Raw genomic sequence first — 14825 nt, 5'->3', positions numbered from 1 at the left:
TTATCGCATCGTGCGAACGACCCCTAAGCTGGACATATGGCCAAGACTTATGTCGGCGCCCGGTTGCGGCAGTTGCGGACCGAACGCGGGCTCAGCCAGGTGGCACTGGCCCAGCAACTGGAGATTTCGGCAAGCTATCTCAACCAGATCGAGCACGATGTCCGGCCGCTCACCGTGCCGGTGCTGTTGCGGATCAGCGAGGTCTTCGGCGTCGAGGCCACCTTCTTCTCCCCGCAGGACGACACCCGGCTCATCGCCGAACTGCAGGAAGTGGTGATGGACCAGGAACTCGGAATCGAAGCCGACGCCCGGGAGATCGCGGAGATGGTGTCGGCCCACCCGAGCATGGCCCGAGCCCTGGTCAATATGCACAACCGCTACCGCAACACCAGCGCGCAGCTGGCCGCGGCCACCGAGGACAGATTCGCCGACGGCGCGGGCAGCGCCACCATCAGCAAACCGCATGAGGAAGTACGCGACTACTTCTATCAGCGGCAGAACTATATCCACGAGCTCGATACCGCCGCCGAGGAACTGGCCGACCGGATTCGCTTCCACAACGGCGACGCGCACAGCGAGATCCCCAAGGTACTGCGCACCCACGGGGTACGGATCATGGAACGGATCGACCTCGGTGAGGGCGTCCTGCACCGGTACGACCCGGACAATCAGGTGCTCGAGATCGCACCGCATCTGTCCGGCGGGCAGCGTCTGTTCAAACTGGCCGCCGAACTGGCCTATTTCGAATGCGGGCAACTGCTCGACAGGCTGGTGGACGAGGGAAACTTCTCCGGTCCGGACGCGCGCAAACTGGCCATGCTGGGGCTGGCGAACTACTTCGCCGCCGCCACCGTGCTGCCCTACACCTACTTCCACGAGGTCGCCGAGCGCTTCCGCTACGACATCGAACGACTGTCGGCGTTCTTCGCGCAGAGCTACGAGACCATCTGCCACCGGCTGTCCACATTGCAGCGGCCGGAACTGCGCGGGGTGCCCTTCTCCTTCGTCCGGGTGGACCGGGCCGGCAATATGTCGAAACGGCAGTCCGCCACCGGTTTCCACTTCTCCTCCAGCGGCGGCACCTGTCCATTGTGGAATGTGTACGAGACCTTCGCCTACCCCGGCAAGATCATGACGCAGATCGCGCAGATGCCCGACGGCCGGAAATATCTGTGGGTGGCGCGCACGGTGGAACGCCGCGCGACCCGGTACGGGCAGCCCAGTAAAACCTTCGCGATCGGGCTGGGCTGCGAGATCCGGCATGCGGCGCGGGTGGTGTACGCAGACGGTATCGACCTGCGGGAGGCCAATGCCACGCCCATCGGCGCGGGCTGCCGGGTCTGCGATCGTGCCAACTGCCCCCAGCGCGCCTTCCCTCCGCTCGGCAAAACCCTCGATATCAGCGAACACCGGAGTTCGGTGTCCCCGTACGTCCTGAAATAGGCGGCGGCGTGCGCTCAGGCCGAATCCCGGCCCGGCGTCTCCAGTTCGGAGATAAGCACGGTCGGGGCCAGATGACCGCGCAGCCGCCGATCGATCTCACCGGCCACCGGGATGACCACCGAGGCGGCCGAGGTGGCGACCGCGTCGACCAGGATCGCCGGCCAATCCGGGGTCTGCGTGGTGGCAAGGGCCGCGATCACGGCGGCGGCCACCGGATCGCCCGCGCCGGTCGGATTACCGGTCAGCGGCTCCGGCAGCCGGGCTTCCCAGGACCCGTCCGATGTCACCCCGACCATGCCCTGCGGACCCCGGGTGATGATCACCGCGCCCACCCCGCGATCCACCAGCGGCCGGGTCGCGGTAACCAGCGCCTCCGGGGATTCGGGGCGGCAATGGGTGAGTGATTCGAACTCGTCGAGGCCGGGCAGCAGGACCACCCCGGGTACCCGGGAGGCCATCCGCAGCGCCGGTCCGTGCAGGTCACAGACCGTGGGCACCCCGGCGGCCAGGGCGGCTTGGGCGATGCGGGCGGGTAGGCCGGGATCGATACCGTCGGGTAGTGACCCGGCGATCACGAGGCCGGAGATATGCGTGAGCATGCCCGATACGCGGACCTCGAGTTGTTCGGAGGCGTGCGGATTCGAAATCCGCGCTCCCGGTTCACGCAAAGCGGTCGCGGTGCCGGTATCGGATTCGCTGATCACTACGGTGCGCCGGACCCACGGCAGCGCGTGTACGAAATCCACCGGCATCTCGGCCTCGGCGGCGGCGGCGAAGGCGTGGTCGGCGAAGCCGGTGGCCCGGGCGTAACGGCCCAATTGGTTGAGCACTCTGGTGACGTTGATGCCCTTACCGCCGAGGCGCTGCTCCACCGAGCGCACCCGATGGGCCTGCCCATGGGTGAAATTCTCGACGCGGTAGGTCACATCGTAGGCGGGATTCATTGTCACGGTGAGGATCACGAGAACCACTGTCCACGAGAGTCGGCACGGCACAAGATCGAGGGGCGGGATCGCGAGGGTGATTTCGGTCGCCCTCGGCCGGGCCCGGGGCGTGGCGGCGCCGGGCTCAGATCGCCGCCTCCGCCGGGAACGGAACGGTGATCCGACCCAGCCGCCCGTTCCGCGCGGCCACCATCTCCGCGGTCACCGCCAATGCTGTTTCGGTGGCCGTGGCCGCGCCGATATCCATTCCGGCGGGGGAGTGCAGTCGCGCCAACTGGGTCTCGTCGAATCCGCTCGCGCGCAGGTCGTCGAGGCGGCGCGCACTGGAGACCAGCGAACCGACCGCGCCGATATAGCCGATCTCGGGTAGCCGCAGCGCCACGGTCAGCAGCGGAATCTCGAACTGCGGATCGTGGGAGGCCAGCACGATACCGGTGGTGGAATCGATCTCGCCCTCGGAGACCAGCATGTTCAGATACCGGTGCGGCCAATCGCAGACCACCTCGGCCCCGGGAAAGGACTCCGGCACCGCGAAGGTGGGCCGCGGATCGCAGATCGCGACCCGGTAGCCCAGTAGCTGCGCCTGCGCCGAGAGCGCCGCGCCGATGGTATTGGCCCCGAACACCACCAGCAGCGGGGGCGGAGCGAACGAGGCGACGAAGATATCGGACTGCGGTAGCGAGACCAGTTCGGTCGCGTGTCTTTTATCGGTGATCAGATGCTGACCGATCATTCCCGGTTCCGGATTCCACACCACGGTGAAAAGCGTGACCCGCCGATGTTCGGCTATTTCGGCGGCGATGGTCGGGAATTCCGGGAAATGGCCGCGGGAGAACGGTTCGGTGAACACATCGATCACCGCGCCCTCACCGCCGGGAACCGGGAGCCGGTGCAGCGCCCGCTGCCCGGTCCGGGCCGATTGCAGGGTGGACTCGTAGACGGTGTCCTCTATCCCGGTGGCCGCCATGGATCCGTAGATCATGCCATCGGGATCCACCAGAATCGCCGTACCCACCGGAATGTCCACCTGGCCACCCGTGCGCACGATGGTGGCCAGCCCGCCGGTCCGGCCCGAACGCCACACCTGCAGCAGGTCGTCGACGATGTCGCGCATCAACAGCTCCGATCCCACCGTGCGACGGAGGGCAGGCGCTCACCATCGGCACCCGTCACCGCTGACCGCGCACGTGACGGACACCCTAGCGCTGTTCTGCGTGAATTTGGCACGCCTGCGAAAATCTCGTCGGGCGAGAACATGAATGGTTGGTCACGTGTTGTGTGCCGACACTGTCCCTTTCTGGGCATGTTGTGAAATCTTGCGGGTTCACCCCGCCGATGTACTCCCCGACGGCGGGAAGAAGCAGGGCCCGCGTGGCCTCTCGCAGGTAGGCCGCAATGCGTGCCGATTGCATACCGACCGGACTTCGGATGCCGACGTGACCCGCATGTGTCGAGTTTTGCGAGCCACCTGAAAGGATTGAGGCCCGTCTCGCCGTTTCGGCCTCGAAAGCGCATGCGATGTGCAGTGAGCCACCCATAAAGTGCGACCATTGAGCACCTTCGGCCAAGGCTCGAGGCCGAAACGGCGAGACACAAGGGGGCCTCAACCCCGCGCGCGCCAGCGCGCCGAAAACACAGCACCTTCGCGAGCAAGCGCACTTCCCGCCTTCGCGTGTAAGTGCACTTCCAGCCTTTCGGAAGCCGGCGCACTTCCCGTCCTGCGGGAACGAGTCCACTTTTCGCCTTCGGCGAGCGAGCCTGTCATGGGATGCACGCCACATCTGAAGGCGCGCGACATCAGTTATGAAGGTCCTCACAGAGCCGAGCCGCGCCGGGCGGGATCGACCCGGATACTGCCCCCGCTAACAGTACGAGCGTTACGCTAAAACCCCACGTCAGAGCTACTGGTGAGTAGACTTGACGGTGGTTACGCGCTGGCAACTTTCACAGAGTTGGCAAAGTTGTGGGCGATCCTAGCTCAGATTCACAGAAGCAACAGGTAGACGGCATTTTGATGGTGTGCCATGGTGTGGAAGTACACCCACCGGGCATTGCAAGCCTGCAAATCGTCGTTCCAGCAGTGCGACGCGGAAACGCTTCGTCGACGCGGACGGCGGACCGACCGAACAAGGAAGTGGAGTCGCAAGATGTCGACCACCGGCACCCCGAAGACCGCCGAGGAAATCCAGCAGGATTGGGACACCAACCCGCGCTGGAAGGGCGTCACCCGCAACTACACCGCCGAGCAGGTTTCCAAGCTGCAGGGCACCGTTGTCGAAGAGCACACCCTCGCGCGGCGTGGCTCGGAGATCCTCTGGGATCTGGTGAACAACGAGGACTACATCAACTCGCTGGGCGCCCTGACCGGCAATATGGCCGTGCAGCAGGTCCGCGCCGGCCTCAAGGCCATCTACCTGTCGGGCTGGCAGGTCGCCGGTGACGCGAACCTCTCCGGCCACACCTACCCCGACCAGAGCCTCTACCCGGCCAACTCGGTGCCCGCCGTGGTCCGTCGCATCAACAACGCGCTGCTGCGCGCCGACGAGATCGCCAAGGTCGAGGGCGATACCGCCGTCGAGAACTGGCTGGCCCCGATCGTCGCCGACGCCGAAGCCGGCTTCGGTGGCGCGCTGAACGCCTATGAGCTGCAGAAGGCCATGATCGCCGCCGGTGCCGCCGGTGTGCACTGGGAAGACCAGCTGGCCTCGGAGAAGAAGTGCGGCCACCTCGGTGGCAAGGTGCTCATCCCCACCCAGCAGCACATCCGCACCCTGACCTCCGCGCGCCTGGCCGCCGACGTCGCCGAGGTGCCCTCGGTGATCATCGCCCGCACCGACGCCGAAGCCGCCACCCTCATCACCTCCGATGTGGACGAGCGCGACCGCGAGTTCCTCGACGGCACCCGCACCGCCGAAGGTTTCTTCGGCGTGAAGAACGGCATCGAGCCCTGCATCGCGCGGGCCAAGGCCTACGCGCCCTACGCCGACCTCATCTGGATGGAGACCGGCGTGCCGGACCTCGAGGTCGCGCGCAAGTTCGCCGAAGCCGTCCGCAGCGAATTCCCGGACCAGCTGCTGGCCTACAACTGCTCGCCGTCCTTCAACTGGAAGGCCCACCTGGACGACGCCACCATCGCGAAGTTCCAGCGTGAACTCGGCGCCATGGGCTTCAAGTTCCAGTTCATCACCCTGGCGGGCTTCCACTCGCTCAACTACGGCATGTTCGACCTGGCCTACGGCTACGCCCGCGAGGGTATGACCGCCTTCGTCGACCTGCAGGAGCGCGAGTTCAAGGCCGCCGCCGAGCGTGGCTTCACCGCTATCAAGCACCAGCGCGAGGTCGGCGCCGGCTACTTCGACACCATCGCCACCACCGTCGACCCGAACACCTCGACGGCGGCGCTGAAGGGCTCCACCGAAGAGGGACAGTTTCACTGAGTTGTCTGCGGCGCCTTCGGCGCCGCGGGGTTGAGGCCCCCTTGTGTCTCGCCGTTTCGGCCTCGAGACTTGCGCTTCGCGCGGGCGCTTTCGAGGCCGAAACGGCGAGACGGGCCTCAACCCTTTGTAGGCCTCGTAAGACTCGGCACCAGGTGGTGGTTGCGGTGAGGATCGATGTTCTGTGGTCCAAATTCCGGTTGTTATCGGAAGCGGTTCGGGGAACGGGTCTGTCGGCCGTCCGCGACAGGGTGCCGGAAGTACGGCCCCGGCTCGGGGTTTGCGCTCCGAGCCGGACTCGGGCCCGCGGGCCCGAGTCCTCCGGGACCGATCGTGGTATCCCGTCCTCCGACGGGTATCCCGGACCCACTACCTCGGTAGGGGTGTACCGCCCCCTCGCAACAGCCCGGCGAGGGGGCTTCGGTCTCTCCGACGAGAAAGAAGCCCCGAACCCCGCCGCTTGCCCTCGCTCTGGCGCCGCGTGGGCGGCATGGTGGACGGGGGCACGAAGGCTCCGAGCCCGCGCTGCCGGAAGCGGCGCCGATGAACACAGCCCCGCGCCGCCCAGGCGGCGCCATGAACACAGGAGTGGGACGTGAACGAGAAGATTCAGCGTGTCGGTGTCATCGGTGCCGGCCAGATGGGCGCGGGTATCGCGGAGGTGTGCGCGCGGGCGCATGTCGATGTGCTCGTGTACGAGCAGACCCGGGAGCTCGCCGCCGCCGGCCGGTCGCGGATCCTGCGGTCCCTGGACCGAGGCGTGAGCAGCGGCAAGATCACCGAGCGGGAGCGGGAACAGGCGGCCTGGCGGCTGCGGTTCACCTCCGACCTGGGCGATTTCGCCGACCGGCAGCTCGTGGTGGAGGCCGTCCTGGAGGACGAGAAGGTCAAGACCTCCATCTTCGCCGAACTCGACAAGGTGGTCACCGACCCCGGCGCGGTACTGGCCTCCAACACCTCCTCCATCCCGATCATGAAGATCGCGGTGGCCACCAACAACCCCGAGCGGGTCGTCGGTATGCACTTCTTCAACCCGGTGCCGGTGCTGCCGCTGGTCGAACTGGTGACCACGCTCAAGACCAGTGGCGCCGTCACCGAGCGGGCCGAGAAGTTCGCGGCCGAGATCCTCGGCAAGGAGATCGTGCGGTCCTCGGACCGCTCCGGTTTCGTGGTCAACGCGCTGCTGGTGCCGTACCTGCTCTCGGCCATCCGCATGGTCGAATCCGGATTCGCCACCAAGGAGGATGTCGACAAGGCGATGGTGCTCGGCTGCGCCCACCCCATGGGCCCGCTCGCGCTCACCGACCTGGTCGGCCTCGACACGGTGAAATCCATCGCCGACTCGATGTACGGCGAATTCAAGGAGCCGCTGTATTCGGCCCCGCCGCTGCTCATGCGCATGGTGGAAGCCGGACTGCTGGGTAAGAAGACGGGTGCGGGTTTCTACCAGTACAACAAGTCGTAGGACAAAGTCGGCCGCTCGTGGACCGGCGAGGTCCGGTGCCGGGCCCGGCTTCCAGCGGTCCACCCGGTCCCCGGGCCAGGCGGTGGTGGAAGTGCCGGGAGTTCGGTCGGTGCGGTCACCGAGATGAGAGGCGCGCTTTCGACGAAGGCGAGAGGTGGGCTTGCTCGTGAAGGTGCTGTGTTTTTGGCGCCGCCTTCGGCGGCGCGGAGTTGAGGCCCCCTTGTGTCTCGCCGTTTCGGCCTCGAGACTTGCGCCTTCGGCGCGGGCGCTTTCGAGGCCGAAACGGCGAGACGGGCCTCAACCCTTTGAGGTGTCTCGTAAGACTCGACACATGTGGTTGCGTGGGAAACCCGGGTGGGTCGCATGCAGTCCGTTGCTTCGGGTAGCTCTCGTCCATCGGTTGCGGGTCGTACCGTTTACCTGAGGTAGGCGGCATCCATGGTCGGGGCCCGCCCCGGTTCTGGAGCGACAGAGCGCAGCGACTGAGCGGCGGAGTGAAGAACCGGGGTCACGAGGGCCCCGACCGGCGGCGCCGGAGGCGCCGCAAATAAACACGGAGGTCGACATGGTCAACGTCGGTGAAGGGTTCGGCTCGAGTGTGCTCGGGTATCCGCGGATCGGTCCGCACCGGGAGCTCAAGCGCGCGCTCGAGGCGTACTGGCGGCGGGCTATCACCCGGGAGGAGCTGCGCGCGGTCGGTCGGGATATCCAGGAGCAGCAGTTCAACGAGCTCGCTGCCACCGGTCTCACCCAGGTCCCGGGGAACACCTTTTCCTTCTACGACCATGTGCTCGACAATGCGCTGCTCTTCGGCGCGGTCCCGTCCCGTTTCGCGCAATACCGCGCCGATCTCGATCCGCTGGATTTCTATTTCCTGATGGCGCGTGGCCGGCCCGATCTGCCGCCGCTGGAATTGGTGCGTTTCTTCGGTACGAACTACCACTACCGGCAGCCGGAACTCGACGCCGATACGGAATTCTCCCTGCACGCCGAGGCGCTGCTGGACGAATGGGACCGGGCGATGGCCGCGGGGATCGAGCAGCGACCGGTGGTGCTGGGCCCGGTGTCGCTGCTGCTGTTGTCGAAGGCGGGCAGTGTGCCCGGTGAATCGGCCGGGTTCGACACCATCGATCTGCTGGACCGGCTGCTCCCGGTCTACGAGGAGTTGTTCGAGATCCTGGCCCGGCGCGGCGCCACCTGTGTGCAGCTGGACGAACCCTGTTTCACCGCCGAACGCACGCCGGCCGAACTCGCCGCCTTCGAACGTGTCTACGACCGGCTGTCCAAAGCGCCGCTGCGGCCGCGCCTCCTGGTCACCGGGCAGTACGGCGATTTCGGGGAAGCGCTGCGCATCCTCGCCGGTACCGGTGTGGAGGCGATCGGCCTCGATCTGGCGTCCTACCGGGTGCGGCCCGAAGAACTGGCACAGATCCCGGGTATTCGGCGCAAGCGGCTCTACGCGGGCGTCATCAGCGGCACGAATGTGTGGCGGGCCGACCGCTACGTCACCTTGGAATACCTGAACGAACTCGCCAAAGTGTGCCCCGACCTGGTGGTCTCCACCGGAACCACGTTGCTGCACGTGCCCTACGATGTGCTGGCCGAATACGATATCGACGGAAATGTGGCCGATCGGCTCGCATTCGCGAAGCAGAAGGTCGGCGAGGTCGTCTCACTGGCCAAAGCGCTCACCGAGGGCCCCTCGGACAAATGGCGTAAACGCCCCGGCGAAGTGCATTTCAAACAGAAGCACGCAGTGCGCCAACGGGTTTACGCGATCACTCCGCAGATGCGGGAACGCGCTCCCTACGCCGAGCGCCGGGCCGCGCAGCAGGAGAAATTGCAGTTGCCGCCGGTGCCCGCCACCACGCTGGGCTCGTATCCGCAGAGCGCCGAAGCCAGGCAGGCCCGCCACCAGCTGGGCGAGGGCCGACTGTCCTACGACGAATACCGCAAGAAGATCGAGGCGGAGATCGCCGCCACCATCGCGCTGCAGGAAGATATCGGCCTCGATGTGCTGGTGCACGGCGAGCACGAGCGCAACGACATGATCCAGTACTTCGCCGAATTGCTGGACGGTTTCGCCACCACCCATTTCGGCTGGGTGCAGGTGTACGGTTCGCGCTGTGTGCGTCCGCCGATCATCTACGGCGACGTGTCGCGGCCGGCCCCGATGTCGGTCGAGTGGATCACCTACGCGCAGTCGCTGACCGATAAACCGGTGAAGGGCATGGTCACCGGGCCTGTCACCATGGTGGCGCGCTCGTTCGTGCGGCAGGACCAGCCGCTCTACGAAACGGCCGACCAGGTGGCGCTGGCGATCCGTGACGAAGTGGTGGATCTGGAACGCGCCGGTATCGGCATCATCCAGGTGGACGAACCGGCGCTGCGGGAGCTGTGGCCGGCCCGGCCCGAGGGTCGCGCCGAATATCTGCGCTGGGCGATCGGCGCCTTCCGGCTCGCGACCTCCGGTGTGGCGCCCAGCACCCAGATCCACACCCATATCCCGTACTCCGGCCGTACCGAGATCGTCCAGGCCATCGAACAGCTCGACGCCGACGTCACCGCCATCGTCGCCACCCGGTCCATCGAATGGGTGCTGAAAGCGCTCGAGGAGGACTACGCCTCCGGCCACGGACTGAGTCATGGTGTCGGTCCGGGCGTCTACGAAAGCCGTTCGGCCCGGATCCCGGATATCGACGAACTGGACGAGCTGCTCACCGCGGCCGCCGCGGCCGTCGGCCCCGACCGGCTCTGGGCCAACCCGGACGGCGGCCTGAAGACCCGCCACCACTGGCAGCTCGACCCCGCCCTCCGCAATATGGTCGCCGCCGCCCGCCGCGTCCGCCGCCGCCTCGAAGCCGAGCAGGACCCCGATCCCGCCCCGGAGTAGGGGGCAGAACTCCGCGCATCCGGAAACAACGTCGCACGCCTCGCCTGCTGCCCCCGCGACCGGTCCCCGAGACAACCGGCACCGCACGAATAAAACGGGCGAACCTGGCCAACCCGCGGCCCCAACCTGGATCCGAACCCGACCCGCGGACCCGGACGTCGAGTGCCGACGCAACCCCATGTGTCGAGTTTTACGAGACACCTGAAAGGGTTGAGGCCCGTCTCGCCGTTTCGGCCTCGAAAGCGCCCGCGCGAAGCGCAAGTCTCGAGGCCGAAACGGCGAGACCAAGGGGGGCCTCAACCCCGCGCCGCCGCAGGCGGCGCCAAAAACCCCCGCCTTCACGAGTAAGCCCGCTGCCGCCTGCGCGAGCGAGGCCACGTCCCCCGCCCTCCCGAGTAAGCCCCTCTGCCGCCTTCACCCGCGGCGCTGCAAGTCACACCACCTTGGCAAATCCGGTATGCGCCGGTAGGCATGGACGCATGAGTACTGCTGTAGCCGCTTACGCGATGGCCGGGCCCGACGCCGCGTTCGAGAAGGTCACCATCGAGCGCCGGGAGCTCGGGCCGCACGATGTCCTGATCGATATCGCCTACGCCGGGATCTGCCATTCCGATATCCACACCGCCCGTAACGAGTGGGGTGGCGCGGCGTACCCGTGTGTGCCGGGGCATGAGATCGCGGGGACCGTCGCCGCGGTCGGGCCCGCGGTGACCCGCCACCGGGTGGGTGACCGGGTGGGTGTCGGCTGCATGGTGGACTCCTGCGGAGTGTGCGAGCCGTGCCTGTCGGGCGACGAGCAGTTCTGCACGCGGGGCACGGTGATGACCTACAACTCCCGTGTGCCCGAGGAGGTGCAGCCGGGCGGGCACACCATGGGCGGATACGCCACCCGGATCGTAGTGACCGAGAACTTCGTGGTCGCTATCCCGGAGGGCATCGATCTTTCGGTGGCCGCGCCGCTGTTGTGCGCCGGAATCACCCTGTATTCGCCTTTACGACAATGGGGTGCCGGACCCGGGAAGAAGGTCGCGATCATCGGAATGGGCGGGCTGGGTCATATCGGCGTGAAAATTGCCGCCGCGCTGGGTGCCGAGGTGACGGTGCTCAGTCATTCACTGAGCAAACAGGACGACGGAAAGCGATTCGGCGCGGACCACTACTACGCCACCAGCGACCCCCAGGTCTTCCGGGAGTTGCGCAGCAGCTTCGATCTCGTCATCAACACCGTTTCCGCGGATCTGCCGATCAACGACTACATGAAGCTGCTGCGACTGGATGGGACGCTGGTCGTGCTCGGGCTGCCGGAGGCCCCGCTCCAGGTACAGGCCCGGGTGCTGGCCGGTCGCCGGCGCTCGCTGTCGGGTTCGATGATCGGCGGTATCGAGCAGACGCAGGAGATGTTGAATTTCTGCGCCGCGCACGGAATCGGAGCGGAAATCGAGTTGATTTCCGCGGACGAGATCGACAGCGCGTACGAACGTGTGGTGGCCAGTGATGTGCGGTATCGGTTCGTCATAGATACGGCCACCATCTGAGCGTTTACGCTGGTCCGCCCCGCGGATTCCGCGGCCGGGAAGTCGATTCCATCGGTCTTCGTCGAACAATCGGCCGGCATCGAACAAAGGAGATTTCGGTCCGTGCCGACGGATTATCCACACTGTGGAGAAGGCTGTGGAAAACCGGGATCCGCGGTGTGGACGAAGGCCCACCGGCTGTGGATGGATTTCCGGCCGGGCGGGCCCGGGATACGGAATTCTATTGATTCGGTTTCCGTGGGATAACGGGCCGGGCGTATTTCCCGACGCGCCGGTCGGCCGGTTCGCTCGGGCAGACGCCGACTTCCGGGCCGGTTTTCGCCCGGACGGCGTAAAGGGCAGCCGCGGGGACGTGACACGGATGTGACCGCAGTGGTCCGACGGTAACGAATCAACAGGTATCCGGTGCCTGTTTCCCCAGGCCTCGCTCGACCTGTGGATAACTGGGGATACCTGTGGATAACTTGCGGCAAGGAGAGGAAACTCGACTGCCGCGCGTCGATCCGGGCGACAATGGTCGTGATCGGCTGCGGCAGCGGGAGGCTCCTTGGACAACCAGTGGCAGAGCACCGGCTCCCGTGGGCCCACGGGCGGGGGCCGCGTGCTCATCACCGTCTTCGCCGCGGTGCTGGCCCTCGGGGCCCTGTTCGGCTACCGGGGCGAATTACCCGGCCTGCCGCAGCCCGGCCGCAGTGTCGTCGCCGCCCCCGTCCGTCCGGCTCCGCGGCCGCCGCTGAACGCGAGCGAGGTGACCCGCGGTATCTCCCCGGTATTGGTGAACATCACCGCCGCCGCCCGTCCGTTCGGCGCCGCGGCGGCCGGATCCGGCATAGTCCTCACCGGCGAAGGACAGGTCCTCACCAGCCACCATGTCGTGAAAGGCGCGAAAACCGTCCGGGTCAGCCGCGTCTCCGACGGTGCCGTGTACACCGCCGAGGTGCTCGGGTACGACGCCCACGCCGATATCGCCCTGCTCTCCCTCACGGGCGCGCGTGGGCTGGCCACCGCGCGGATCGGCAGTTCCGCCGGGCTGCGGGTACGGGACGAGGTCCTGGCCATCGGTAATGCCGGCGGTAGCGGCACGGCCACCGCCGTCACCGGCGAGATCAGCGATCTGGACAGTACGATCATGGCCCTGAACCAGCAGGACCTGTCCCGGCAGGCACTGACCGGGATGCTGGAGATCGAGGCCGCGGTCAGCGCGGGCCAGTCCGGCGGGGCGGTGACCGATTCCACCGGCGCGGTCGTCGGCGTGATCGCGGCGGCGTCCGGCAACCGGGACCCGCCACCGGGCGCCGCCGAGGACCCTCCCAACGGATACGCGGTGCCCATCGACGCCGCCATGCGGATCGTGCGTCAGATCAGGTCCGGTACGCCCACCGACTCGGTACATATCGGTCCCACCGCCACCCTGGGAGTACTGATCTCCGACGCGCGACCACGCGGAGCCCGCGTCGATATGGCAATTCAGGGTCTGCCCGCGCAGGTGGCGGGCCTGCGGGCCGGTGAGATCATCACCTCGCTGGACGGTCGTGCCATTACGAGTGCCGGCGCATTGCGCGCGGCGATCGACACCCGCAAACCCGCCGAAACGGTGCGGCTGGGCGTGCGGGCAGCCGACGGCGGTGAGCGGTTCGTGGCGGTGCGGCTGATCGCCGGCACACCGGGTTAGGGCGGGCCGGCGACGTTCAGAACAGGGACAGCCAGTAGTCCTGGAAGCGCAGGAACACCAGCACCAGCACCACGGCGTAGAAAACCGCGACGAAGGTCCAGCGCCATTCCGCGACCACCCGCAGTGCGCCCCGATCGTTACCCCACAGCTGCGCGGTGACCACGGCGAGCAGCGGCGTGATGATGGCCCACACCACCATGCAGTAGGGGCACAGCGCATTGATGCGGTACAGGCTCTGGAAGATCAGCCAGCAGATGAACAGGGTGCCCGCGACCGTGCCCAGCCACAGCCCGGTCCAGATCCAGCGGGGCAGTCCCACTCCCGCGACCGAGAGCACACCCAGCGTCACCACCACCGAGAACCCGGTCACTCCGATGATCGGATTGGGGAAGCCCAGTACCGACGCTTGATCGGTAGCCATCACCGAACCGCAGGACAGCACCGGGTTCAGGCTGCAGGACGGGATGTAGCCGGGATCGCTGAGCAGTTTGAAGTCCTCGACCAGCAGGACGAACGCGGCGATCCAGCCGGCCAGCCCGCACAGCAGCAGCGTCCAAGCGGCAGGCGGTGAAGTCCGGATCACCGGCCTGCAGCCGCCTGGATCGCGGCGGTCAGCGGTGCGGTGTCGAAGCCCGACCGGTCCTGCTTCAGGGCGAGATCGACCTTTTCACCGTTGACGAAAACCGTCGGGGTGCCGTCGATGCCCTCGTCGATCGATTCCTGGGATTTCGCGCCGACGAAGCCGTCGTATTTGCGATCGGTGATGCAGTCGGCGATGGCCGGGTCGGTGTAGCCCGCCTGCTGCGCGATGGCGACGAGTTGCTCGTCGGTCAGGCCGGCGCCGCCTTCGGGCGGCTGCTGCTGGAACATCAGTTTCAACCAGGCCTGGTATTTGTCGGTTCCGGTATCGGCGACACAGTAGGAAGCGTTCGCGGCGCGGGTCGAATATTCGGTGCTGGACATTTTGTCCAGATAAGCCACGATGTTGTATTCGATCGCGGCGGTGCCGTCGGCGACCGCGGTGCTCAGTAGTTCGGCGTGGTCGGCCTCGAACTGTTTGCAGACCGGGCACTGCATATCCGCGACGATCCGCACGGTGGCCTTCGCATCGGGCTGCCCTACCCGGATGGCGCCGTTATCGGTCGCCACCGCCGGGACGGCGCCCACGTCGTCGGAACCGGAGTTGCGCACGGCCAAGCCGATACCGATCGCCGCCACCAGCGCCACCAGCACGGCGGCCACGCCGACCTGTATCGCGATCTTGCGGTTGCGGTCCGCGCGCGCACCCGCCGCCAGCGGATTGGGCCGCCCGGGATTTTTGCTCACCGTGCGTTCACCACGCCTTTCCCTCGCCTCGCCTGCCCCGGCCACTCGTAGGTTCGCCAGGGTGCGCCGGGGTGCCCGGCGCACCGCCCATCATTGTCCGGCTTGCTGAGAGT

General features: G+C 66.8%; 10 protein-coding genes. 6 read left to right on the top strand and 4 right to left on the bottom strand.

Translation table 11 applies throughout. The features are described 5' to 3' along the window. Positions 1-36 precede the first annotated feature (36 nt). Entirely contained in the window at positions 37-1443 is a 1407-nt protein-coding gene (gene ramB / locus ON38_RS22995; RefSeq protein ID WP_039827008.1) for an acetate metabolism transcriptional regulator RamB, read from the top strand. A gap of 14 nt (positions 1444-1457) precedes the next feature. Here ramB and ON38_RS22990 read toward each other — a convergent pair whose 3' ends face one another. After that, positions 1458-2405, bottom strand: a complete 948-nt coding sequence (locus ON38_RS22990) for a hexose kinase (RefSeq protein WP_039827072.1) — start codon at positions 2403-2405, stop codon at positions 1458-1460. A gap of 106 nt (positions 2406-2511) precedes the next feature. After that, on the bottom strand, positions 2512-3501 hold the full coding sequence (locus ON38_RS22985; RefSeq protein WP_039827071.1) for an XdhC family protein: 990 nt from the start codon (positions 3499-3501) through the stop codon (positions 2512-2514). A 1033-nt stretch (positions 3502-4534) separates the two neighbouring features. Here ON38_RS22985 and aceA point away from each other — a divergent pair. The 5 genes from aceA (at position 4535) to ON38_RS22960 (ending at position 13386) form a co-directional block, all read left to right on the top strand. Next, on the top strand, positions 4535-5824 hold the full coding sequence (gene aceA, locus ON38_RS22980) for an isocitrate lyase (RefSeq protein ID WP_039827007.1): 1290 nt from the start codon (positions 4535-4537) through the stop codon (positions 5822-5824). A gap of 592 nt (positions 5825-6416) precedes the next feature. Then, entirely contained in the window at positions 6417-7286 is an 870-nt protein-coding gene (locus ON38_RS22975) for a 3-hydroxybutyryl-CoA dehydrogenase (RefSeq protein WP_039827006.1), read from the top strand. Between the two features lie 565 nt (positions 7287-7851). Beyond that, positions 7852-10179 (top strand): 5-methyltetrahydropteroyltriglutamate--homocysteine S-methyltransferase, encoded by a 2328-nt coding sequence (metE, locus tag ON38_RS22970; protein WP_039827005.1) that lies wholly within the window; start codon positions 7852-7854, stop codon positions 10177-10179. 479 nt (positions 10180-10658) lie between these two features. Next, entirely contained in the window at positions 10659-11714 is a 1056-nt protein-coding gene (locus ON38_RS22965; protein WP_039827004.1) for an NAD(P)-dependent alcohol dehydrogenase, read from the top strand. 547 nt (positions 11715-12261) lie between these two features. Then, positions 12262-13386, top strand: a complete 1125-nt coding sequence (locus ON38_RS22960; RefSeq protein ID WP_039827003.1) for a S1C family serine protease — start codon at positions 12262-12264, stop codon at positions 13384-13386. Between the two features lie 16 nt (positions 13387-13402). On the opposite strand, the gene ON38_RS22955 is transcribed toward ON38_RS22960, so the two are convergent. Beyond that, on the bottom strand, positions 13403-13966 hold the full coding sequence (locus ON38_RS22955) for a vitamin K epoxide reductase family protein (protein WP_039827070.1): 564 nt from the start codon (positions 13964-13966) through the stop codon (positions 13403-13405). Then, positions 13966-14712, bottom strand: coding sequence for a DsbA family protein (locus tag ON38_RS22950; RefSeq protein ID WP_039827002.1), 747 nt, complete (start codon positions 14710-14712; stop codon positions 13966-13968). The genes ON38_RS22955 and ON38_RS22950 overlap by 1 nt, the downstream gene beginning before the upstream one ends. Positions 14713-14825: the final 113 nt, after the last annotated feature.

Source organism: Nocardia testacea NBRC 100365 (assembly GCF_000308775.1).
Taxonomy (GTDB): domain Bacteria; phylum Actinomycetota; class Actinomycetes; order Mycobacteriales; family Mycobacteriaceae; genus Nocardia; species Nocardia testacea.
The sequence above is the reverse complement of the archived record's forward strand: the minus strand, read 5'-3'. Positions and strand labels throughout refer to the sequence as shown.